This is a genomic window from Psychrilyobacter sp. (assembly GCF_037132775.1).
Taxonomy (GTDB): domain Bacteria; phylum Fusobacteriota; class Fusobacteriia; order Fusobacteriales; family Fusobacteriaceae; genus Psychrilyobacter.
In genome coordinates, this window is record NZ_JBAHZY010000095.1 from 1 (window position 1) to 19,352 (window position 19,352).

The window sequence follows — 19,352 nt, forward strand, 5'->3', positions numbered from 1 at the left end:
TATTTTAAGAATGCTATCAATAGAATTTGAAGAAAGATTAAAAGGACATTTATAAAAAAATAGGTAAATGAAAAGGGTACCAATTAAGATACCCTCTATCAGCTAAGAAATGTAATTTACACGTAATTTGGGACAGACCCTTGAATATTCAAAGTGGTAGAAATTTCTACCACTTTTTTTATTACCTTAATTTTATAAGTAGGAGATACAAGTTTCTAAAATTTAAAAAAGGAGTCCTGGATATATTAAGTTTTAGAGTTCCTATTATAAACAAAATAAAAAAGACTCTAAAAAGAGCCTAGATTTTATTTTTTATACCGTTGTAAATCCAAATTTTCCAATCCTCTATGAGATTGCAAATAAAGGTTTATACATTTGTTCCCATTAAAATATGATTATAATATGTATTATTAATTTTAAAGTCATCCAACAAAATGCCTTCTTTAGTAAATCCAAAATCTTTATAAATTTTAATTGCTTTTAAATTATCATGCCTCACTTTTAAGTTAACCTTATATAAAAATTCATTATTTCTAGCCCATTCTAGTAAAAAATCAATCATTTTTTTCCCAATTCCTTGACCCCAATAATCTTTCAGAATAGTAATGCTCAAATCACCAACATGATCCATTCTTATTTTATCGGATCCTTTAATAGAAGCTAAACCAATTATTTTATTATTTAATTCTGCTATTAACATAATCGAATTTTTTGAAGTACTTAAATTCCTAATAGAATTTTTAATGGCATTGCTATCTAGTGGATATTCTCCTTTTCCAAAAGTTAAAAATTTTGTTTCACCTGCTACATGATTAACATAATGAAAAATCTTTTCTGATTCACTTTCTAAAGGGATTCGTATTTTTAAGTGTTTCATTTCTATAATACCTCCATTTTTTATTTTATTATACTTTAATTCTAAATTTTTTTAAATGATTACTTATAACTAAATTCAGAATAGATAATATTAGCTTTAAATTTTTAATAAGTCAATATAATTGCCCTTATATTTAGTTTGGTTCTTCCTATAATTTTTACAGTTTACACAAAACTTGCAACAGACCCTCAGCCTAAGAGAAACCTTTTTCTTCTTGGTTTAAATCCAAAAAAATATTCATGCCCATTAGCGTAATTCGCGGTTAGCTTTTGTTTTTCTCCCCATTATCAATTGTACATTATCTTCTCTCCCTCCGTATAATTTGTGACTAGTTTTAATTCTTGATAAAACCTGTAAAATATAGTACTATATTAGGTAAATAAAAAAATTAAAATAGAGGTGGAAAGATGAAAATAATTGCTCCTGCAGGAGATATAGAAAGAATGAAAGCATCCATAAAAGGTGGCGCAGACGAAGTTTATCTTGGGTTAAAAGGATTTGGTGCCAGAAGATCGGCTATTAACTTTACTATCAGTGAATTGAAAGATGCCATTGATTATGCACATCTAAGAGGTGTCAAAGTCTTACTGACATTGAACACAATTATGAAAGATAGCGAGATAGATTCTTTATATATGAATCTATCTACACTGTATGAACATGGATTAGATGTTGTAATAGTACAAGATTTAGGTGTCTTTAGATATCTAAAGGATAATTTCAAAGACTTAGAGATCCATGGTAGTACTCAGATGACTGTAGCTAACCATGTGGAAGCTAACTACCTATACAATTTAGGATTTAAGAGAGTTGTTTTATCCCGTGAACTTAGTTTTGAAGAGATCAAGACTATCAGAAAAAAAACAAAAATAGAATTAGAGGTATTTGTATCTGGAGCTCTATGTATATCTTATTCTGGGAATTGCTATATCAGTAGTTTCATAGGAAGTAGAAGTGGTAACAGGGGAATGTGTGCTCAAGTTTGTAGAAAAAAATATACAACGAGTAAAGATGAAAGTGGATATCTCCTCAGTCCAAAAGACCAAATGCTAGATAAAGTTGAGATTGAAAAACTAAAAGATGCAGGAATAAACGCAATTAAAATAGAGGGAAGAATGAAATCTCCTAACTATGTCTATGAGATGGTGGGAAAATATAATGATATCTTAATGGGAACAAATGAGGAACACCATCCTGAAAAAATATTTAACAGAGGTTATTCAAAGGGATATTTTTATAAAAATGATGGGGATAAATTAATGAACAGCCAATATGCTTCTAACTATGGATATAGTATTGGGGATGTCAGAGGAAGAATATTAAAGTTAAATACCACAGTTATTTTAGGAGACGGGATAGCTTATTTAGATAAAGATATGAATATATTACAGGGGGAATATCTAAATCAAATCATCATCATGGGTAAAAAGGTAAAGGAAGCTAAAAGGTTAGATCTGATCAACATATACCCTCCTAAAGGAACTAAATTTATCTATAAAACATTTGATAAAGCGTTAAATGATAGTATTGAATCTACATTAAAAACTGCAAAGGGAAGAATGTCTATAGGTGGAAAGTTTTTTGCACATGTAGGAGAGCCTATAAGATTTGATATATATACAAATGGAAGAACTTTTTCTATTATAGGGGATATATTGGAAGAAGCTCAAAAAAGACCATTGGACAATGAGACAATATTTGAAAAATTAGGAGAGATGGGTAATTCTACATTAAAGCTATCTAATTTGGATATCGAATACGATGGTAAAGCCTTTGTCTCGTTGAAAACTTTAAAAGATATCAAGAGACAGGTCATAGAAAAATTTGAAAATGAGTATCTGGCTACGACAAGAAGAATTTTAGACAACCATGAACTTGTTGGATTCATACCAACAATAAGTGAAAATGATTATAAAACCACAGTTGCTGTATCTGTTGTAAACAAGAGTCAATTTAAAGTAGCCAAGGAATTTGGGATAAAAAAAATCTATTATAGAGGTCCTGAAGTAGCTAAGGAATCTAATTTAGATAAGATCGATACAAAATCTAGATTAGCTTCTAATCTATATCAATTGATACAAAATGAAAATGATACAGTATCTGTAGATTACAACTTTAATATAGCCAACAGCAGATCTATAGAGGAGTTTTCAAAGATGAAAAATGTAGGAGTTATCTACCTATCACCTGAGTTTGATTTAGATTATTTAAGTACTTTAGAACTTAGTAAATGTGGGATGATGGTCTACGGTCATCTTACAGGGATGTATATAGAAAATCTTAATGTAGATGCTAATAATTTAACCAATGAAAATGGAGATAACTTTAAACTTTATACAAATAAATTAGGTAATACACAGGTTCTTTTAGAAAAACCTATGAATATAATTTCTAGGATCAACAAATTAAAAGATCTAGGTTTAGCTGAAGTAAGATTAGATTTTCTCTTAGAATCAGAGTTTGAAATGAGAAAGATACTAGAAAGTATCCAGACAGGAATAGGAGAATATGTGCCTTACAACCTGCACAAGGGAGTATTTTAAATTTATGAAGTGTAATATATGTAAAGGTGAAGATCTTCATCTTATTGAGGTGAAAAATAAAGCTGGATTGAAAAAATACTATAGATGTAAAGAGTGTGAATTTATTTTTATAGATAAAGTTCATATTTTAACCCTTGAAGATGAAGGCAGGAGGTATGAGATCCATAACAATGAGATTTTAGATCCATCATATAGATCTTATTTTAAAAATTTTATAAACTACATAGAAGATGAAGTAGATAGAGAGGATACTATCCTAGACTATGGCTCAGGACATCAGCCAGTGTTAGCTGATGTAATGGAAGAAGATGGATATAAGGTCGATATCTATGATAAATTTTTCTATAATAAAGAAGATTATCTGGATAAAGAATATGATGTGATTATCTCTACAGAGGTCTTTGAGCATATATATAACCCTGTGGAAACTTTAGAAACTTTATTGTCTATTTTAAAGAAAAATGGTAAATTAATCCTAATGACTGCTGTCTCCCCTCCTACCAATGATGAGTTCAAAAGATGGTGGTATATTCAAGATCCTACCCACGTTGTATTTTATAATAAAAAAACTTTTGAGGTTATAGGCAGGAAATATGATTTAAATATCATAAAATATAATCATAAGAATATTATAATCTTTCAAAGGAGGTAGACATGAATATTAAATTAATTTTACTTTATTTAGTTGTTGTGGTTATTAACTTTTCCCAGGTAGAAGAAATAAAAAAAGAAGAGCAATCAAAAGATAAAATAGTTTTAAAAAATATTGAATCTGAAAAAAGCGAAGAAAAAGAAGAGGAAAAAATACTGGCAGAAAAAAATTTTCAAATTAGATTAGAGATAATAAAAATGGTGAAAGGTACACATAAAGAGATAGATTTACTCCATCTATCGGAGGTTCAACCAATTCCAGGAGATAAATTAGTTCCCAGAGTGGTCTATAGCATGGATAATGTGTCTTTGAGGGGTTTAAACGTTTCTAAGAAGAAACAAAAATTCTTTGAAATCATGGTGCCTACAGCGATGGTCGTGGCAGAAGAGATCGAAGAGACCAGAGAAGGTTTAAAATTAATTATGGAAGGTAAGAGAGACAGAGATGAAGAGTATCTTTCAAAAATGTATATTAAATACAGGGTTAAAGAAAAAGACATAGAAATTTTATATCATAAATTAAAACCTGTTCCTATATCAATCCTGCTTTCTCAAGCTATTTTAGAAAGCGGCTGGGGGACTTCCAGATTTTTTGAAAAAGCAAATAATATATTCGGTGTATGGTCAGTAGATCCTACTGAACCTAGGATAAAAGCTGGAGAAGCCAGGGTAAATAAACAGGTATACTTGAGAAGTTATCCTACATTGAAAGAATCTATGGCTGACTATATGAAACTTTTGGCCAGGCATAAAGCCTATAGCAGTTTCCGTGAAAAACTCCAGGTGACAGATGACTATAAGATCTTAGTGCCCAAATTAGATAAATACAGTGAGATGGAGGAGGTCTATATCAACAGACTTTTAGCTACCATTGAGCATAATAAACTATACCAATACGATAGGTATGAATTTGAATAGAGAGTGGTTCTTCGTCTTAGAGATAATAATAATTTTTTTAACCTTGGACCTATGGACTAAGGAATGGGCTGAAAAAAATTTAAATGCCCCTAGGTCTCTGTTTGGTAGTAAAATACAGTTGGTCTATGTGAGAAATTATGGAATAGCATTCAACAGATTGTCAGGGAAGAAGAATTTAATATTAATTATAAATTTATTTTTATTTATCTATCTAGGCTATCTTTTATACACTGATATAAGTAATTATTTAGCCTATTCCTTGATATTAGCAGGTGGATTGGGAAATTTTACCGGCCGATTACAAAAAGGTTATGTGATTGATTTTATATACTTTAATCTCAAGGGCTGGCCCATATTTAACATCGCAGATTTTGAGGTGCTTTTAGGTATAGCTATAGTTATGATAAAAGAAATAGTGGGTTAATAACTAACAGAAAAATTTAAGAAAGGATAAAAATGGAATTTAAATATTTAAATGGATATTCAAAAAATATCCTGCAACAAGTGGAACAATTGATGAAAAATAAGAAATTAGGAGTTTATATCAAAAATAAATATCCCAAGGCTCATAGGATAGATACTGATAAACAACTATATGAATATACTATGGAGATAAAGAATAATTTTTTAAGAAAGAGTCAGCCTCTATCAAAGGTAGTTTATGATGGAAAGATAATTCTAGAAAATCAAGCTTTGGGTCTCCATTCATATATTCCCAGGAAACAGGGGAAAAAAACAAAGGTAAAAAATGAAATAAAGATAGCTTCTAAGTTTAAAAAAATGCCATTGGAGTTTTTAGAGCATATAGTGGTGCATGAATTGGCTCATTTAAAGGAAAAAAATCATGATAAGGCTTTTTACAGGCTCTGTCAGTCTATGGAAGATAATTGCGGGCAGATAGAGTTAGATCTAAGAATTTATCTAACCTATGTGGATATCTATAAGGAAGAACTTTATTAAAAAAAAGCCAGACTCTAGTTATAAGAACTAGAGTCTGGCTTTTTTTATCTTTAATTAACTATTAAACTTTAAACATTGTGGTGATGCTTTTTATAATCCGGATGATGTTTATATCCACCTTCCCAGAATTCTGCATTTTTTACTCCCATTTCTATGGAATAATATTATGGATCTAGTCCTTGAGCTTTTTGTTCCTCATAGTCTTTGAGACAATCCAGTGCTGGCTTTCTTAAAAGAATAATGGCAATAATATTTAACCAAGCCATAACCCCAACACCTACATCTCCTAAACCCCAAGCTAATGAAGCTGTTTTGATTGCACCATAGTAGATAGCAGCTAGCAGTGCCAACCTCATTAAATTGACAGCCGTTTTATGGTGCCGACTTCCTTTAAACAAATACACAATACAGGTCTCTGCATAATAGTAATAAGCCATCAAAGTTGTAAATGCAAACAAGAAGAGTGCAATGGCAACAAATTTACTACCGAATCCCGGCATAAAAGAATCTACGGCCATCTGTGTATATGCCGGACCATATTGAACACCTGGAATATTTTCAACGATGAAGCCACCTACTTTATCCTTTACATTATATGCACCTGTCAACAGAATCATAAACCCTGTTGCACTACAAACAAACAATGTATCTATATAAACTGAAAACGCTTGAACTAACCCTTGCTTAGCAGGATGTGAAACCTCTGCAGCACCGGCCGCCATAGGACCTGTACCTTGTCCAGCTTCATTGGAATAGATACCACGTTTTACACCCCATGAAATTGCCATTCCTAAAATCCCACCAAAGGCTGCATCTACACCAAATGCACTCTTTATAATTAAAATGAAAACAGCCGGAAGCTGTGCAATATTAACAACTATTATAATCAGAGCAACAAGTATATAGGCTCCTGCCATGAATGGCACAAGAATTTCAGCTGCTTTACCCATACGATGGACTCCACCGAATATAATAATACCTAAAAGTACCACGATAATTCCACCTGTTATGTATGGACTGAGACCGAAAGCAGTATTTACACCACTAGCTATATTGTTCGCCTGAACACTTGGTAATAAAAATCCCATTGCAACTACTGAAGAAATTGCAAACAATACAGCGTATCATTTCATACCGAGACCTTTTTCAATATAGTAAGATGGTCCACCACGATACTGATTGTCAATTTCAACCTTATAGATTTGAGCTAATGCCGATTCCACAAAAGCAGAACCTGCACCTAAAAATGCAATTAACCCACATCCAAAATAATGCTCAGGGACCACCGAGAGCAATGGCAGTAGCAACGCCAGCTATATTACCAGTTCCTACTCTTCCTGAAACAGCTAATGCAAATGCTTGGAAAGAAGAAACCCCTTGTTCAGACTCTTGACCACCAAAAAGTAGTTTTACCATTTCCTTGAGGTGACGTACCTGCATAAATCGCGTTGCAAATGTGAAATACAATCCTGTTGCAAGAAGTAAATACACCAAGACTGGACTCCAGATTACCGAGTTGAGAAAATCAACAACTTGACCCATAAATAACCTTCTTAAATAAAAAATATAGTATTTTGGCCTTTGTTTAGATTTAATAAGTATAATTTAACTGTGATTATATGTTCTCTTTTTATAATTAAAATCCTTTTTTTTTTAAAATAAACTTTTTATAAATCCAGAAGGGCTTATTACAAATAGATATTTTCCACTTATTTTCACTCGAATTTCTCAATAATTCCTTAGAATAAACAAATTTGAAAAAACTAGAATTAAGAACTAATATATTAATATCAGTAGATCGTTCCTCGCAGTCTTTACTACAATAGTATATCAAATTATATGTGTAGCAGACTGCTGGCATGCAATGACATCAAAAAGACCATATAAAAAGACTCCTAAAATTTAATTTAAGAGCCAATCTATCAAATGATTGTAATAAATCCTCTTGGGAGAGAGTAGTATTTTTGCATTGTATTTTACTGTGTTTGATTAGAAATCGTAAATATTTTTGAAAAAATAATAAAAGCCAACTAAATTTATAGTTGGCTAAATTTATGTTAATAAAATGTTACAATTAAACATTTTATTCCATTCTGATTGAGTCTATCTAGCTAAAACTAAAGATACACTTATCATCGTTGAAAATACTATTGAAACTTTCAACATATAAACTAATTTTTTCATTTTTTTCTCCTCTTTGTTACCGCGGTCATAGATCTCGTCATCTACAGTTTTCCGGCACTACTTTTATTTCACTTCTAACATCTTAGGACCATTCAAAAATATGAATGATATATAATAATATCATATAAGTTAAAAGAAGTCAATGATTTTTTCGTACGCGAGTTCGGATTTCGGCATTTACTAAAATCATCGTTTGAAAACAATACTTTTAACCTCCAACAGATAACTATGGACTCCTAAATCCGAACAATACAATCTGATTTTTTAAATGCACATTATGATTTACTCCTAGATATAAGGTCATAATCCCTTATTATTTTTTAGGAAACTATAAAATTTATTTAGAGTCTATGATATAATAATAAGGTGATGGATACATATTATAATAAGAATATATAGATAGAAATATTGTTTAATGGAAAAGGTAGGGAGGAAATATGCCTAGAAATATAGTTAAAATACGGCCAAAAAAGAATCTTTTTGAGTCTGTAGGAGTAAAAAATATAGAGTTAAAAGAGATAATCATCTATGAAAAGTTAAAAAAAATAGAGTTATTGTGTGTAGTAAAAAGCCCCCATAACTTAGGTGAACTAGACCTTATTCAAAAAGAGATCAATAAAAAATTTGGAGATAAATTAGATCTGGACTTAGGAGTAGAGTTTGAGGCTACTAATTTGACTAAGATGGACATAAAATTGGTTGTAGAGAGGATTATCAAGGAGTTAAAAACTACCAGTGCTCCCTCTAGATCTTTTTTACACCTGTATAGGATCTATATCCACGACCAGCATATCGATATAGAGTTAAAGGATCAAGTATCTTTAGATAATCTTATGAAAGCCGAAGTGGATATTAAACTGAATACTAAACTAGGAAGGTATGGGATAAATAACCTCGACATCCAGCTCCTTGTAGGAGATTTTGCTAGAGAAGTTAAAGATATGGATGATAAAATTATTAAGATCACCAAGGAAAAAATCCAGCTTAACAATCCGGTAAAACAAGTAGTAGAACAACCTAAAAGAACTGAACCTAGAAACATGGAAAAAATAAAAATTATTGAAAGTAGCGAAGGGAAGAAAATTCTCTTTGGACGAGGGATGATAAAAGGATCAACCAATGATTTTTCAGAGTTCAATGAGATCTATCCCGGGGAAGTTTGCACCTTAGAGGGAGAGATTTTCAAGGTTGAACAAATTGAGATAAAAAACAAGTGGAGAATTGTGAAATTTGGAATGACAAATCATAGTGATTCAATCTCTATTAAAATATTTACAAAAATAGAAAACAAAGTAGATATACAAGTTGGAATGTGGGTAAAGGTCAAGGGGAAAAAGGAAAATGATCAATATAGTAACAACGAAGATATCCTCGCTGCAACCAATGTAAACGCCATTGAATCTAAAACTGTTCTAAGAAAAGATGAGGCAAAAATAAAAAGAATAGAACTTCATGCCCATACTAAGATGAGTGATATGGCAGGACTCATCGATGCAAAAGATTTGATTAAACATGCTCATTCTTGGGGTCATAAGGCTATTGCTGTTACTGATTTTGGCGTAACGCACTCGTTACCATTTGCTTTTAATGCAGCTAAAGGAATGGAAGATTTCAAAGTGATTATGGGCTGCGAAGCTTATGTAGTAGATGATGCTGTCAAGATGGTAAAAAATGCCAAAGATAATATCATAGAAGATGAAACATATATAGTCTTTGATATAGAAACTACAGGATTTGACCCCCATAATGATGAAATAACAGAGATAGGAGCAGTTAAATTAAAGGGTACTAAAATTATTGATAGGTTTTCTACCTTTGTTAATCCCAATAAACCTATTCCAGAAAACATAGTAAAACTTACAGGTATTACAGATGAATTGGTGGCAGATGCTCCTCAGATTGAGGAAGTTTTACCTAAATTTCTAGAATTTTCAAAAAATGCTACCATGGTAGCCCATAATGCAAAATTTGATATCGGGTTTATTCAGACAAAATTAAAAACTAGAATGGATCAAAATTACGATCCAGCTGTAATAGACACTCTACTATGGGGTAAAAATATCCTCAAAGAGCTAAAAAGATATAATTTGAAAGCCATGGCAAAACATCTGGGTGTGGAACTAGACAACCATCATAGAGCTGTAGATGACGCTGAAGCTACAGCACATATATTTGTGAAGATGATGAATATGGTTCTGACTAAGGGAGCTTATAAGTTAAGTGAGATAGACAATGTCTATGAAACTGATGTGAAACTCATGGATACGTTCAATACTATGATCTTGGTTAAGAATCAAAAAGGATTGAGGAATTTGTACGAATTGGTTTCAAGAGCTCATATTGATTTTTACGGTCAGAAAAAACCTAGAATACCTAAATCACTCCTTACTGAGTTACGTGAAGGATTAATAATAACCAGCAGTGGTAGTGGAACTTTTAGAAATGAAGGGGAACTAACAAAAGCTTATCTTCGTGGTACTGCTAAATCTGAGATTGAAGAATTAGCTAAATACTATGATTACTTTGAGATCCATCCAAGGGGTACATATACAGAATTAGTAGAGAAAAAAGAAGTCGAATCATATAACAGTATCATTGAAATGAATAAATACTTTGTTGATTTAGCTGAAAAGCAAGGGAAGATTGTCGTAGCCACAGGAGATGTCCAATATCTAAATCCAGATGAATACCTGACTCGAAGTGTACTTCGGTATGGTAGTGGAATGGCCTTTAATTCATGGCAGTACGATAACCAGTTGTATTTTAGGACTACTGATGAGATGATTGAGGAGTTTTCATATCTAGGAGACAAATTAGCAAATGATGTTGTTATAAATAACACTCATAAAATAAATGAGATGATTGAAAAGGTTCAGCCTATTCCAGATGGTTTTTATCCTCCTAAGATGGATAATGCAGAGGAAGAAGTGAGTGACATGACCTACAATAAAGCGTATAAAATTTATGGTAATCCACTGCCATCTCATATTGAAAAAAGAATAGTCAGAGAATTAAAAGCCATCATTGGAAACGGCTTTGCAGTATTATATCTTTCGGCTCAAAAATTAGTAAAGGAATCTCTAGACAATGGTTATCTGGTAGGATCAAGAGGATCAGTAGGGTCATCATTCGTCGCATTTATGATGGATATCACCGAAGTAAATGCCCTTTATCCTCACTATGTCTGTCCTGAATGTCAATATTCAGAATTTATGGATAAAGAGGGAAGCGGAGTAGACCTGCCTCATAAAAAATGTCCTGAATGTGGGGCGGAACTCACTCGTGACGGCCATTCGATACCTTTTGAAGTATTTATGGGATTCAATGGAGATAAGGTCCCAGATATTGACCTTAATTTCTCGGGAGAATATCAAGGGACTATCCATAAATATTGTGAAGTTTTATTTGGAAAAGAAAATGTGTTTAAAGCTGGAACAATCTCCACTCTGGCAGAGAAAAATGCCTATGGATATGTAAGAAAATTTTCTGAAGAAAACAACCGGCCCATGAGAGGGGCTGAAATAGAAAGAATAGCTAAAAAATGTGAAGGCGTAAAGAAGACTACAGGACAGCATCCTGGAGGAATGATCATCGTTCCTGAAGGGAAATCTATCTATGATTTTACTCCTGTACAAAGACCTGCAAACGATCAAAATTCAACCTCGATAACCACCCATTATGATTATCATGTAATGGATGAACAGCTTGTTAAACTGGATATATTAGGGCATGATGATCCCACAACAATTAAATTATTACAAGATTTAACAGGAGTTAATGTCTATGACATACCGTTAACTGATCCAAAAACATTGAAATTATTTTCTTCTACTGAATCCTTGGGATTAACAAAAGACATTGGATCAGCAATTGGAACCTATGGAGTACCAGAGTTCGGTACAGGATTTGTAAGGCAAATGCTACTAGATACCAAACCAACAACCTTTGCAGAACTCTGTCGTATATCGGGATTATCACATGGAATAGATGTTTGGTTAAACAATGCCCAAGATTTTGTTCGCCAGGGAAAAGCAACCTTATCAGAAATCATCTCAGTAAGAGACGATATTATGAACTTTCTTATTGATTCAGGTATTGAAAAAGGGTTAGCCTTTAAGATTATGGAGTTTGTCAGAAAGGGAAGGCCAAGTAAGGATCCAAATACTTGGGAAGAATATTCAAATATCATGAAGGGTCGAAAGATCCCTGCTTGGTATATTGAATCGTGTAAGAGGATAAAGTATATGTTCCCGAAAGGACATGCGGTAGCCTATGTTATGATGTCTGTAAGGATTGCATATTTTAAAGTTCATTATCCTCTAGCCTTCTATACTGCATATTTAAGTAGAAAAGCTGATGACTTTGATTCTGATTTTATGCTTACTTTAGATGGCGTAAAAAGTAAGATAAAGGAATTAAACAATGAACCTCGAATGGATGTAAGACAGAAAGGGCAGATGGCACTGTCTGAGATCATCCTCGAGATGAATGCTCGTAAAATAGAATTTTTAGGAGTGGATGTATACAAATCTGATGGTTTCAAATTTAAGATTGAAGGAGATAAAATCAGATTACCTCTTCTAGCTGTAAATGGATTAGGAGCAGCAGTGGTTGAAAATATGTTAAATGAACGTACTGGAAGAACTTTTTCATCCTACGAGGATCTTAAGAGGAGAACAAAGGCATCTGCTACAATCATTGAGAAATTAAAGGAAATAGGTTCAATAGAAGGATTGAGCGATACAGACCAAAGAAGCTTATTCTAAAAAATCAATGTGCCCAATTTACTAGATAAAAACCCTATAAGCTAGACACTAGAAACATAGTGTCAAAGTTTACAGGGTTTTTTTAGTATATTTAATTGTTATATCATATAACTTTTGTTAAAACTTTGCCTTCCAGTACCCATGTAAATTACAATATGCTTTAGCTTCTACTTTTTCTCCTAAACACGCTTTAAAAGTAATTTTAGGCTCATCTCCAGGTTTTAAGAATGCAGTAGTTACCCAGCAATCATCCACAGTTAGTTCTATCCATTCAATATAGTGAGCTTCCGTCATAGGGTGGAGAGTTTCTCCAACTTTAACTTCAAATCCATCTTCTATTTTAGTTATAACTGGAACATGTTTTTCAACAGCAGCATCTGTTGTATTCTCTACTTGTTGTACCATCTCTTCTCCACAACAACTTAGAGTACCATCCGCTTCGTGATATACCTTCGTAATAATTCCACAGACTTCACACTTATAAATCTCAAATATTTTTGCCATATTTTACCTCCTTTTTTTATAAAAAAACATTACAAATATATATACTAATTCAAGGATAAAATTCCTTTTTTTTTTCTAAAATAAACCCGAACAAGTAAAAAAATCAGTTAAAAAAATAGAGAGTAATCACACTATGTGTATACTCCCAAATTTGATAGAAAGCAATTTACTATAAAATTCATACTCTATCATAATTAATAACGAGAAGGGTATTGAAGTCCAACTTCGGTTAGCTGTAACTTAGCATCTCTTTACATCTTATATCTAAATCAAAAATATTTTTTTGCCCAGCAGAAAGATTATTAAAATCTTCTATCGCTCTTATCAGTTTTTTATATTCATTCCTTGTGTGATTTGTAGAATTAATCGTTGAAAAAAGCTCATACATATTATTATCAAAACTTTCTAAAATTGCATTATCAAATTCTGTATCCTGCATAATATAAATATGACCTTCATGTTTATATTCTAATGTCTCTCTCCAATTCTGTTCTTTATTATCCATTTTATTACCTCCGTTTTATTATTTTGAAATTCATATATATTCTTAGATATAGGAAAAAAATTATTTTCTTATTTTCTTATTTTCTTTAAAACTGTAAAGATTCCTTTTTTTAGTTTAAATTATAAAAAAATTATTTTGTCTATCAATACACGAGAGATCTAAATAGATTGTCCAAACAACAGAAAAAAGGTTTATTAAGTACTCTAAAATACTTAATAAACCTTTTTAAAACTCACTTTTTACTGAACATCTAAAAATCCAAAACCCATCAAGTCCTTTTTATTTATCTGTTAACTATGTATCTTTTCAATAAAACAACTTCATCTCTTATATCTCTGTGAACTACCGATTTAACATCAAATTTGAAGAGTTTAAAAACTCCCTGGATAAAAACCCCTGTGAAGAGAGCAGTTATAACTGTTCCCACTCCTGCATATCCTCCCATAAGATATCCTGCACCCAAGACACTGATTTCAATGATATTTCTCACAACTCCTACGGAAAGCTTGGTTTTTTTAGTAAGAGCAACCATGAGGGCATCTCTAGGACCGCAACCAAGACCGGTAGAAATATAGAGGTAACATCCTACACTGAGTGTAAACATCCCCAAAAACATCATAAAAATTCCTATGGATACACTAGTACCTAAAGGAACTATGTCTAGGTAGAGGATCAAGTCCATAAAAGTACCAAAATAAATAATATTCAATATACTACCACTGCCTATTCTCTCTCCTAGAAAAAAATCTAAAGTTATAACTATAAACCCAACCAAGATACTCGCCTGGCCTATTGTAATACTACCAATCCTGGATATACCTTGGTGAAGTACATCCCACGGGGAAAATCCCAAATCAGATTTAATTATCATTATTATCCCTAGGGAGCAAACAAATAAACCTAAAAATAATTTTAAATATTTTAATATCTCTTTTTTCATAACTACTCCTTTTTATTTTCTTTTAAAGCATATTTTTGTATCACATAACATCCTTTTTAACGAGTATAGCATACAAAAATATTTTGTGCTATACTTAATCATATAAAAATTTGAGGAGTAAGTCATTATGAAAGAATTAAATATATTAGTCGGACAAAATTTAAAGTCCATAAGAAAAAGCCAAAATTTAAGTTTGGATGAAGTTGCTGTTGCTACAGGAGTTAGTAAACCTATGTTAGGGCAAATCGAGAGGGGGAAATCTAACCCTACAGTAACAACTCTTTGGAAGATTGCCACAGGTCTTAAAGTCCCTTTTTCAGAATTTATGAAGGAACCTGAATTAGATTATCAATTTGTTTCGTCTGTAAATTTAGAGCCTATAATGGAATGCGATGAAAATATGAAGATCTACACAATGTTCCCCTATAACGATAATTTTGAAATATTATATGTAGATCTAGAGCCAGGATGTGTTCACCCTTCACCAAAGCATCCAAATGAAGTAGAAGAATATGTATTTGTTATTGAAGGGGTTCTGAGGGTGAAAATAGGCAAAGAATCTATAGTTTTAAAAAAAGGAGAAGCCCTAAGATTTAGAGCAAATGTAGATCATGAGTATTCAAATTTAGAGAGTGTCAAATGCAGGTTCCAAAATATCAATGTTTATCATAAAAATTAATTTTTTTACTTGTTTTAAATTGAATGAAATAAAAAATACTCTCAAATAAATTTGAGAGTATTTTTATTCTAAGAAAATTTAAATTATTAACTAGATTATAGTATGATCTAATTATAAAACAGAGGGGGTAGGACAATGAAATATAGTATAGGAGAGGTCAGCAAACTTTTTGATATACCCATAACTACATTAAGGCACTATCACAATAAAGGGATATTTAACGCTGGATATATAGATAAAGGTACGGGATATCGATATTATTATTCAGATCAATTCGAACTTCTAAATAACATTTTAAATTTAAGGTATAGTAGGGTTCCCTTGGATAGGATAAAAGAGCACACGGAAAACGGAGATATCACTCTCCTAAAAACAATTTTTTTGGAGCAGAAAGAGGAGTTGGAAAGAACAATAAAGGAACTGGAATGTGCTAAGAAAAGTGTGGAGGAGAGGCTAGAATATATAGAAAAAGTAAATATTATTCCTGAATTTGGAAAAGTATTGACTCAACATGTGGATGAAAATAAGATATTTACTGTGGATAAAGTATTTTATAAAGAGTGTGATTTGGAGCTTTTAGTGAGAGAGTTAGGGAAAAGAACGAATTTTTCCCATTCCTTGACCTTGGGAAATGTAGGTCTTTTGATGGAACCGTATTCGGATTATAAAAAGTATATAGGAATCTATTTAATCAATAAAGATTTTAAAGATCTTTTAAATGTTTCTATAAAATCGGCAGGAGAATATTTAACAATATATTTTAAAGAAAAAAGAGAGGAATCTCCTAAATATTATAAAATCTTGGAAAAATATATAGTGGATAATAAGATAGAGATAGAGGAGTTTTTCTATGAGATGGCTCTAGTCAGCACATCTATCTCATCTACCGAAAAAGAATATATTAGAATGATAGAGATAAAGAAAAAATAATTTGGTATTGACTCTCTACTAGGTGAAGACTGTATACTTCAAGGTATACAAAGTACCTAAACGGGAGGGATAAAAAAATGCTGGGAACAATAGTAAATACAGCGACTATAGTGGCTGGAGCTACCATAGGAAGTTTCCTTAATAAGGGGATTGAAGAACGATATAAAGAAAGAACTATAGAGGGAATGGGATTTGTAGCCATGACCATAGGAATATCAAATATCTCCAAGGGAATGACACTTATAGATAATCCACTGGTATTTATACTCAGTATAGGGATAAGATCTATTTTAGGAGAATGGATAAATTTAGATAAAAAGATAGATCTTATAAGTAAAAAATATGAGGGGACCAAAAATCCTGTACAGGGAATTGTTATCGGAGCTGTATTATTTTGTGTAGGAGCTCTGTCCATAGTAGGTCCTATAGAGAGTGCTATCAGGGGAGATAATACCATGCTTTATGCCAACGCTGTCTTGGATGGAATAACTTCTATAATCCTTTCAATTAATTATGGAATATCCATAGCACTGGTAGGAGTTATTCTTTTTCTTTGGCAGGGAAGTATATATCTTGGCGCCAGTTCAATGCAAGATATGATCACTCCAGAACTTTTAAATCAACTTACTATATTAGGAGGTATTTTTATCCTAGCAACCGGAATAAATATTCTGGGGATGGCTAAAATAAAGATCTTAAATTTTCTCCCTGCTCTTTTAATCCCATTTATAGCAAAAGTTTTTGGTATTATTTAGGATGAAAATAATTTTCTTAAATTAAAACCAAAATAATGCCCCTATAGTTATTAGAACATAAAAAAATGCTACTGCTCCAAAAGGAGTAACAGTAGCATTTTTTTATACTTAATTTATTGGAGCTAGTTTCATAGTATATTCTATCGCTCTAAAAGACCTTTTCATCATAAAGATACTTATAATCAGGCAGGCAACTTCTGCCATAGGAACAGCCATCCATATTCCCTTAGCTCCAAAAATAGATGGGAGGATAAAAAGGAATATTCCTACAAAAATGAGTGATCTAAAACATGCTATACTGGCAGATTCTAGGGGCTTTTCTATGGCTGTATGAAATGAACTAGATATTATATTTATAAAAGAAAATATATAGGCAAATACAAAGTATGCTATAGCTTCATTAGTTAGAAGAATCAACTCATTATTTCCATTAGCAAACATATTTACTATGGGAGCACTGAAAAATTTCATTAGGATAAAGAATACGATTCCTATGCTTCCCCCAGTTATGAGAGAAACTTTCAATACATCATATATTTCCCCTATTCTTTTTGCTCCTAAATTATACGAAATTATAGGTTGTAATGCCTGAGCCAAACCATAGAGAGAAATATTTACAATTGTATTCACATAAAATACAATTGTAAGAGCTGAAACTCCTAATTCTCCTAATTCTTTCATGATTATTTTGTTAAATAAAAAAGCTGCTACTGATGTAGATACCATTGTCAACATCTCAGAACTTCCGTTATAGAGTATATTTTTTAAGAGTTTAAAGTCACCTCTTAGTTTAAAAAACTGTATCTGAGATCTTCCATTAAAAAAATAACCAAAGAGTGCAAGACCACCGAGAAGGTTAGCTATTGCCGTGGCATAGGCTGCTCCAGACATCCCCCATCCGAACCTTACAATAAATAGATAATCCAACGCTACATTAGTGAAGAAGCACACAAGACCACTTAAAAACACAGAGTTTGGTTTTTCTCCAACCCTTGCAAATGTTTCGGTATATATTGGAAGATTTAAAAATATACATAATAGCAATAGAGGCTTCATATAGGCTTTTACCAGAGGTAATAATCCTCTGTCTGCTCCTAAAAACAATATTATTTTATCCAAAAAAAACAAACTGCCTATGGAGATTACTCCAATTATTACTAAATACGATACCAGAGTAAAGGTTGCTATCTCCCCCGCTCTTTGTTTTTGATTTTTTCCTAAGGAGATAGAGGCTAAGACAGCACCACCGGCTGAGATCATCATGACTATACTCATGATTGTACTCATATATGGCATGGCTAAGTTAACTGCCGCAAGACCTCTAGGTCCGACGATATTTCCTATAAACATCCCATCTATCATTATCTGCATGGACACAATTAATAATCCTACTACACTGGGTATTGCAAACTTAAAAAATACTTTTTTTACACATCCATTTTCTAAACTTAAATCTTTCATCACTAACCTCCTTGTTTCTGTATACATTATAAACTATATGGTATACTATAAGTCAAGAATATTTTGGAGGTTCTATGAAAAAAAAATATAAGATCAATGAGATAGCCAGTTTTTTTAAGATTTCTCGGCAGACCCTTATCTATTATGATAATATTGGATTATTTAAACCTAAGTTTATAGACAGCGAGACCTTCTACAGATACTACGGAGAGGATCAGTTTTCTAGCTTGAGATTTATACTCATACTCAAGGAAGCTGGGTTTTCACTGAAGGAGATAGGAGAATATACTAAAAGTCGTTCCCCTGAGGAGAGTTTGGACTATTTAGAGGAAAAGAAAAAAATGGTAGATATAAAGATAAAAAAGATGATTGAATCGAAGTTTATCATAGATAAAAAAATATCTGAGATGAAAAACATAATGAAAAAAGATGACATCGAGCCGCAGGTCATATATATTGAACCTATGGAGACTATTGCTATCGATTTAGAAAAACCTTTTAATTATTTAAAGTATGATAAAACATTTTCTAACTTATTAACTGATGTTTCGCGGTAACAAATTTATTTAGACAGACTTATCCCATGAAAAATTATACTGTTTTTAAATCAGATAATCTTGAAAAGGTTTCTTTTAGTCCTAATAAATAATATTTAGTTTTTAATTAAAAATGATTTGTA

16 protein-coding genes and 1 pseudogene are annotated in these 19,352 nt (G+C 32.0%); 10 read left to right on the forward strand and 7 right to left on the reverse strand.

All coding sequences use genetic code 11. The annotated features are described in order from the left end of the window. Positions 1 to 367: 367 nt before the first annotated feature. On the reverse strand, positions 368 to 877 hold the full coding sequence (locus V5784_RS06270; RefSeq protein WP_336888180.1) for a GNAT family N-acetyltransferase: 510 nt from the start codon (positions 875 to 877) through the stop codon (positions 368 to 370). Between the two features lie 407 nt (positions 878 to 1,284). Here V5784_RS06270 and V5784_RS06275 point away from each other — a divergent pair, with 407 nt between their 5' ends. From V5784_RS06275 to V5784_RS06295, 5 genes are read left to right on the forward strand one after another with little or no spacing between them, the layout of a single operon-like run. Further along, positions 1,285 to 3,420: a U32 family peptidase gene (locus tag V5784_RS06275; protein WP_336888181.1), complete on the forward strand. Its 2,136-nt coding sequence runs from the start codon at positions 1,285 to 1,287 to the stop codon at positions 3,418 to 3,420. Between the two features lie 4 nt (positions 3,421 to 3,424). Then, the gene (locus V5784_RS06280; RefSeq protein ID WP_336888182.1) at positions 3,425 to 4,072 is read left to right on the forward strand and encodes a class I SAM-dependent methyltransferase; all 648 of its coding nucleotides are present in this window, start codon (positions 3,425 to 3,427) and stop codon (positions 4,070 to 4,072) included. 2 nt (positions 4,073 to 4,074) lie between these two features. Beyond that, the gene (locus tag V5784_RS06285) at positions 4,075 to 4,989 is read left to right on the forward strand and encodes a glucosaminidase domain-containing protein (protein ID WP_336888183.1); all 915 of its coding nucleotides are present in this window, start codon (positions 4,075 to 4,077) and stop codon (positions 4,987 to 4,989) included. Further along, positions 4,976 to 5,413: a signal peptidase II gene (gene lspA / locus V5784_RS06290; RefSeq protein ID WP_336888184.1), complete on the forward strand. Its 438-nt coding sequence runs from the start codon at positions 4,976 to 4,978 to the stop codon at positions 5,411 to 5,413. Before V5784_RS06285 ends, lspA begins: the two co-directional genes overlap by 14 nt. Positions 5,414 to 5,445: 32 nt before the next feature. After that, entirely contained in the window at positions 5,446 to 5,949 is a 504-nt protein-coding gene (locus tag V5784_RS06295; protein ID WP_336888185.1) for a YgjP-like metallopeptidase domain-containing protein, read from the forward strand. 164 nt (positions 5,950 to 6,113) lie between these two features. Here V5784_RS06295 and V5784_RS06300 read toward each other — a convergent pair. Together V5784_RS06300 and V5784_RS06305 are read right to left on the reverse strand one after the other, a co-directional pair. Next, positions 6,114 to 7,235: pseudogene (locus V5784_RS06300) on the reverse strand (alanine/glycine:cation symporter family protein). Beyond that, on the reverse strand, positions 7,225 to 7,365 hold the full coding sequence (locus V5784_RS06305; protein WP_336888186.1) for an alanine:cation symporter family protein: 141 nt from the start codon (positions 7,363 to 7,365) through the stop codon (positions 7,225 to 7,227). Before V5784_RS06305 ends, V5784_RS06300 begins: the two are co-directional and overlap by 11 nt. A 1,205-nt stretch (positions 7,366 to 8,570) precedes the next feature. On the opposite strand from V5784_RS06305, the gene V5784_RS06310 reads away from it, so the two are divergent. Continuing rightward, complete coding sequence (locus V5784_RS06310; protein WP_336888187.1) at positions 8,571 to 12,899, forward strand: PolC-type DNA polymerase III; 4,329 nt, start codon at positions 8,571 to 8,573, stop codon at positions 12,897 to 12,899. Positions 12,900 to 13,016: 117 nt separating this feature from the next. Here V5784_RS06310 and V5784_RS06315 read toward each other — a convergent pair whose 3' ends face one another. The 3 genes from V5784_RS06315 to V5784_RS06325 all read right to left on the reverse strand — a co-directional run bounded on the left by V5784_RS06315 (position 13,017) and on the right by V5784_RS06325 (position 14,848). Next, positions 13,017 to 13,403: a desulfoferrodoxin gene (locus V5784_RS06315; protein WP_336888188.1), complete on the reverse strand. Its 387-nt coding sequence runs from the start codon at positions 13,401 to 13,403 to the stop codon at positions 13,017 to 13,019. A 229-nt stretch (positions 13,404 to 13,632) separates the two neighbouring features. Further along, on the reverse strand, positions 13,633 to 13,908 hold the full coding sequence (locus V5784_RS06320; protein WP_336888189.1) for a hypothetical protein: 276 nt from the start codon (positions 13,906 to 13,908) through the stop codon (positions 13,633 to 13,635). A gap of 283 nt (positions 13,909 to 14,191) precedes the next feature. Beyond that, entirely contained in the window at positions 14,192 to 14,848 is a 657-nt protein-coding gene (locus V5784_RS06325) for a hypothetical protein (protein ID WP_336888190.1), read from the reverse strand. A 127-nt stretch (positions 14,849 to 14,975) separates the two neighbouring features. Here V5784_RS06325 and V5784_RS06330 point away from each other — a divergent pair, with 127 nt between their 5' ends. The 3 genes from V5784_RS06330 (at position 14,976) to V5784_RS06340 (ending at position 17,212) form a co-directional block, all read left to right on the forward strand. Then, positions 14,976 to 15,527, forward strand: coding sequence for an XRE family transcriptional regulator (locus V5784_RS06330; protein WP_336888191.1), 552 nt, complete (start codon positions 14,976 to 14,978; stop codon positions 15,525 to 15,527). Between the two features lie 135 nt (positions 15,528 to 15,662). Then, positions 15,663 to 16,457 (forward strand): MerR family transcriptional regulator, encoded by a 795-nt coding sequence (locus V5784_RS06335; RefSeq protein WP_336888192.1) that lies wholly within the window; start codon positions 15,663 to 15,665, stop codon positions 16,455 to 16,457. A 77-nt stretch (positions 16,458 to 16,534) separates the two neighbouring features. Further along, positions 16,535 to 17,212: a DUF554 domain-containing protein gene (locus V5784_RS06340; protein ID WP_336888193.1), complete on the forward strand. Its 678-nt coding sequence runs from the start codon at positions 16,535 to 16,537 to the stop codon at positions 17,210 to 17,212. Between the two features lie 108 nt (positions 17,213 to 17,320). Here the strand turns inward: V5784_RS06340 and V5784_RS06345 are convergent, their stop codons facing one another. Beyond that, positions 17,321 to 18,673, reverse strand: a complete 1,353-nt coding sequence (locus V5784_RS06345) for an MATE family efflux transporter (protein ID WP_336888194.1) — start codon at positions 18,671 to 18,673, stop codon at positions 17,321 to 17,323. Positions 18,674 to 18,747: 74 nt separating this feature from the next. On the opposite strand from V5784_RS06345, the gene V5784_RS06350 reads away from it, so the two are divergent. Next, complete coding sequence (locus V5784_RS06350; RefSeq protein ID WP_336888195.1) at positions 18,748 to 19,230, forward strand: MerR family transcriptional regulator; 483 nt, start codon at positions 18,748 to 18,750, stop codon at positions 19,228 to 19,230. Positions 19,231 to 19,352 lie beyond the last annotated feature (122 nt).

Excerpts from the sequence above, each read along its gene's own strand:
- V5784_RS06270 (WP_336888180.1), bottom strand. The coding sequence starts at position 877 with ATGAAACACTTAAAAATACGAATCCCTTTAGAAAGTGAATCAGAAAAG.
- V5784_RS06275 (WP_336888181.1), top strand. The coding sequence starts at position 1,285 with ATGAAAATAATTGCTCCTGCAGGAGATATAGAAAGAATGAAAGCATCC.
- V5784_RS06280 (WP_336888182.1), top strand. The coding sequence starts at position 3,425 with ATGAAGTGTAATATATGTAAAGGTGAAGATCTTCATCTTATTGAGGTG.
- V5784_RS06285 (WP_336888183.1), top strand. The coding sequence starts at position 4,075 with ATGAATATTAAATTAATTTTACTTTATTTAGTTGTTGTGGTTATTAAC.
- lspA (WP_336888184.1), top strand. The coding sequence starts at position 4,976 with ATGAATTTGAATAGAGAGTGGTTCTTCGTCTTAGAGATAATAATAATT.
- V5784_RS06295 (WP_336888185.1), top strand. The coding sequence starts at position 5,446 with ATGGAATTTAAATATTTAAATGGATATTCAAAAAATATCCTGCAACAA.
- V5784_RS06305 (WP_336888186.1), bottom strand. The coding sequence starts at position 7,365 with ATGGTAAAACTACTTTTTGGTGGTCAAGAGTCTGAACAAGGGGTTTCT.
- V5784_RS06310 (WP_336888187.1), top strand. The coding sequence starts at position 8,571 with ATGCCTAGAAATATAGTTAAAATACGGCCAAAAAAGAATCTTTTTGAG.
- V5784_RS06315 (WP_336888188.1), bottom strand. The coding sequence starts at position 13,403 with ATGGCAAAAATATTTGAGATTTATAAGTGTGAAGTCTGTGGAATTATT.
- V5784_RS06320 (WP_336888189.1), bottom strand. The coding sequence starts at position 13,908 with ATGGATAATAAAGAACAGAATTGGAGAGAGACATTAGAATATAAACAT.
- V5784_RS06325 (WP_336888190.1), bottom strand. The coding sequence starts at position 14,848 with ATGAAAAAAGAGATATTAAAATATTTAAAATTATTTTTAGGTTTATTT.
- V5784_RS06330 (WP_336888191.1), top strand. The coding sequence starts at position 14,976 with ATGAAAGAATTAAATATATTAGTCGGACAAAATTTAAAGTCCATAAGA.
- V5784_RS06335 (WP_336888192.1), top strand. The coding sequence starts at position 15,663 with ATGAAATATAGTATAGGAGAGGTCAGCAAACTTTTTGATATACCCATA.
- V5784_RS06340 (WP_336888193.1), top strand. The coding sequence starts at position 16,535 with ATGCTGGGAACAATAGTAAATACAGCGACTATAGTGGCTGGAGCTACC.
- V5784_RS06345 (WP_336888194.1), bottom strand. The coding sequence starts at position 18,673 with ATGAAAGATTTAAGTTTAGAAAATGGATGTGTAAAAAAAGTATTTTTT.
- V5784_RS06350 (WP_336888195.1), top strand. The coding sequence starts at position 18,748 with ATGAAAAAAAAATATAAGATCAATGAGATAGCCAGTTTTTTTAAGATT.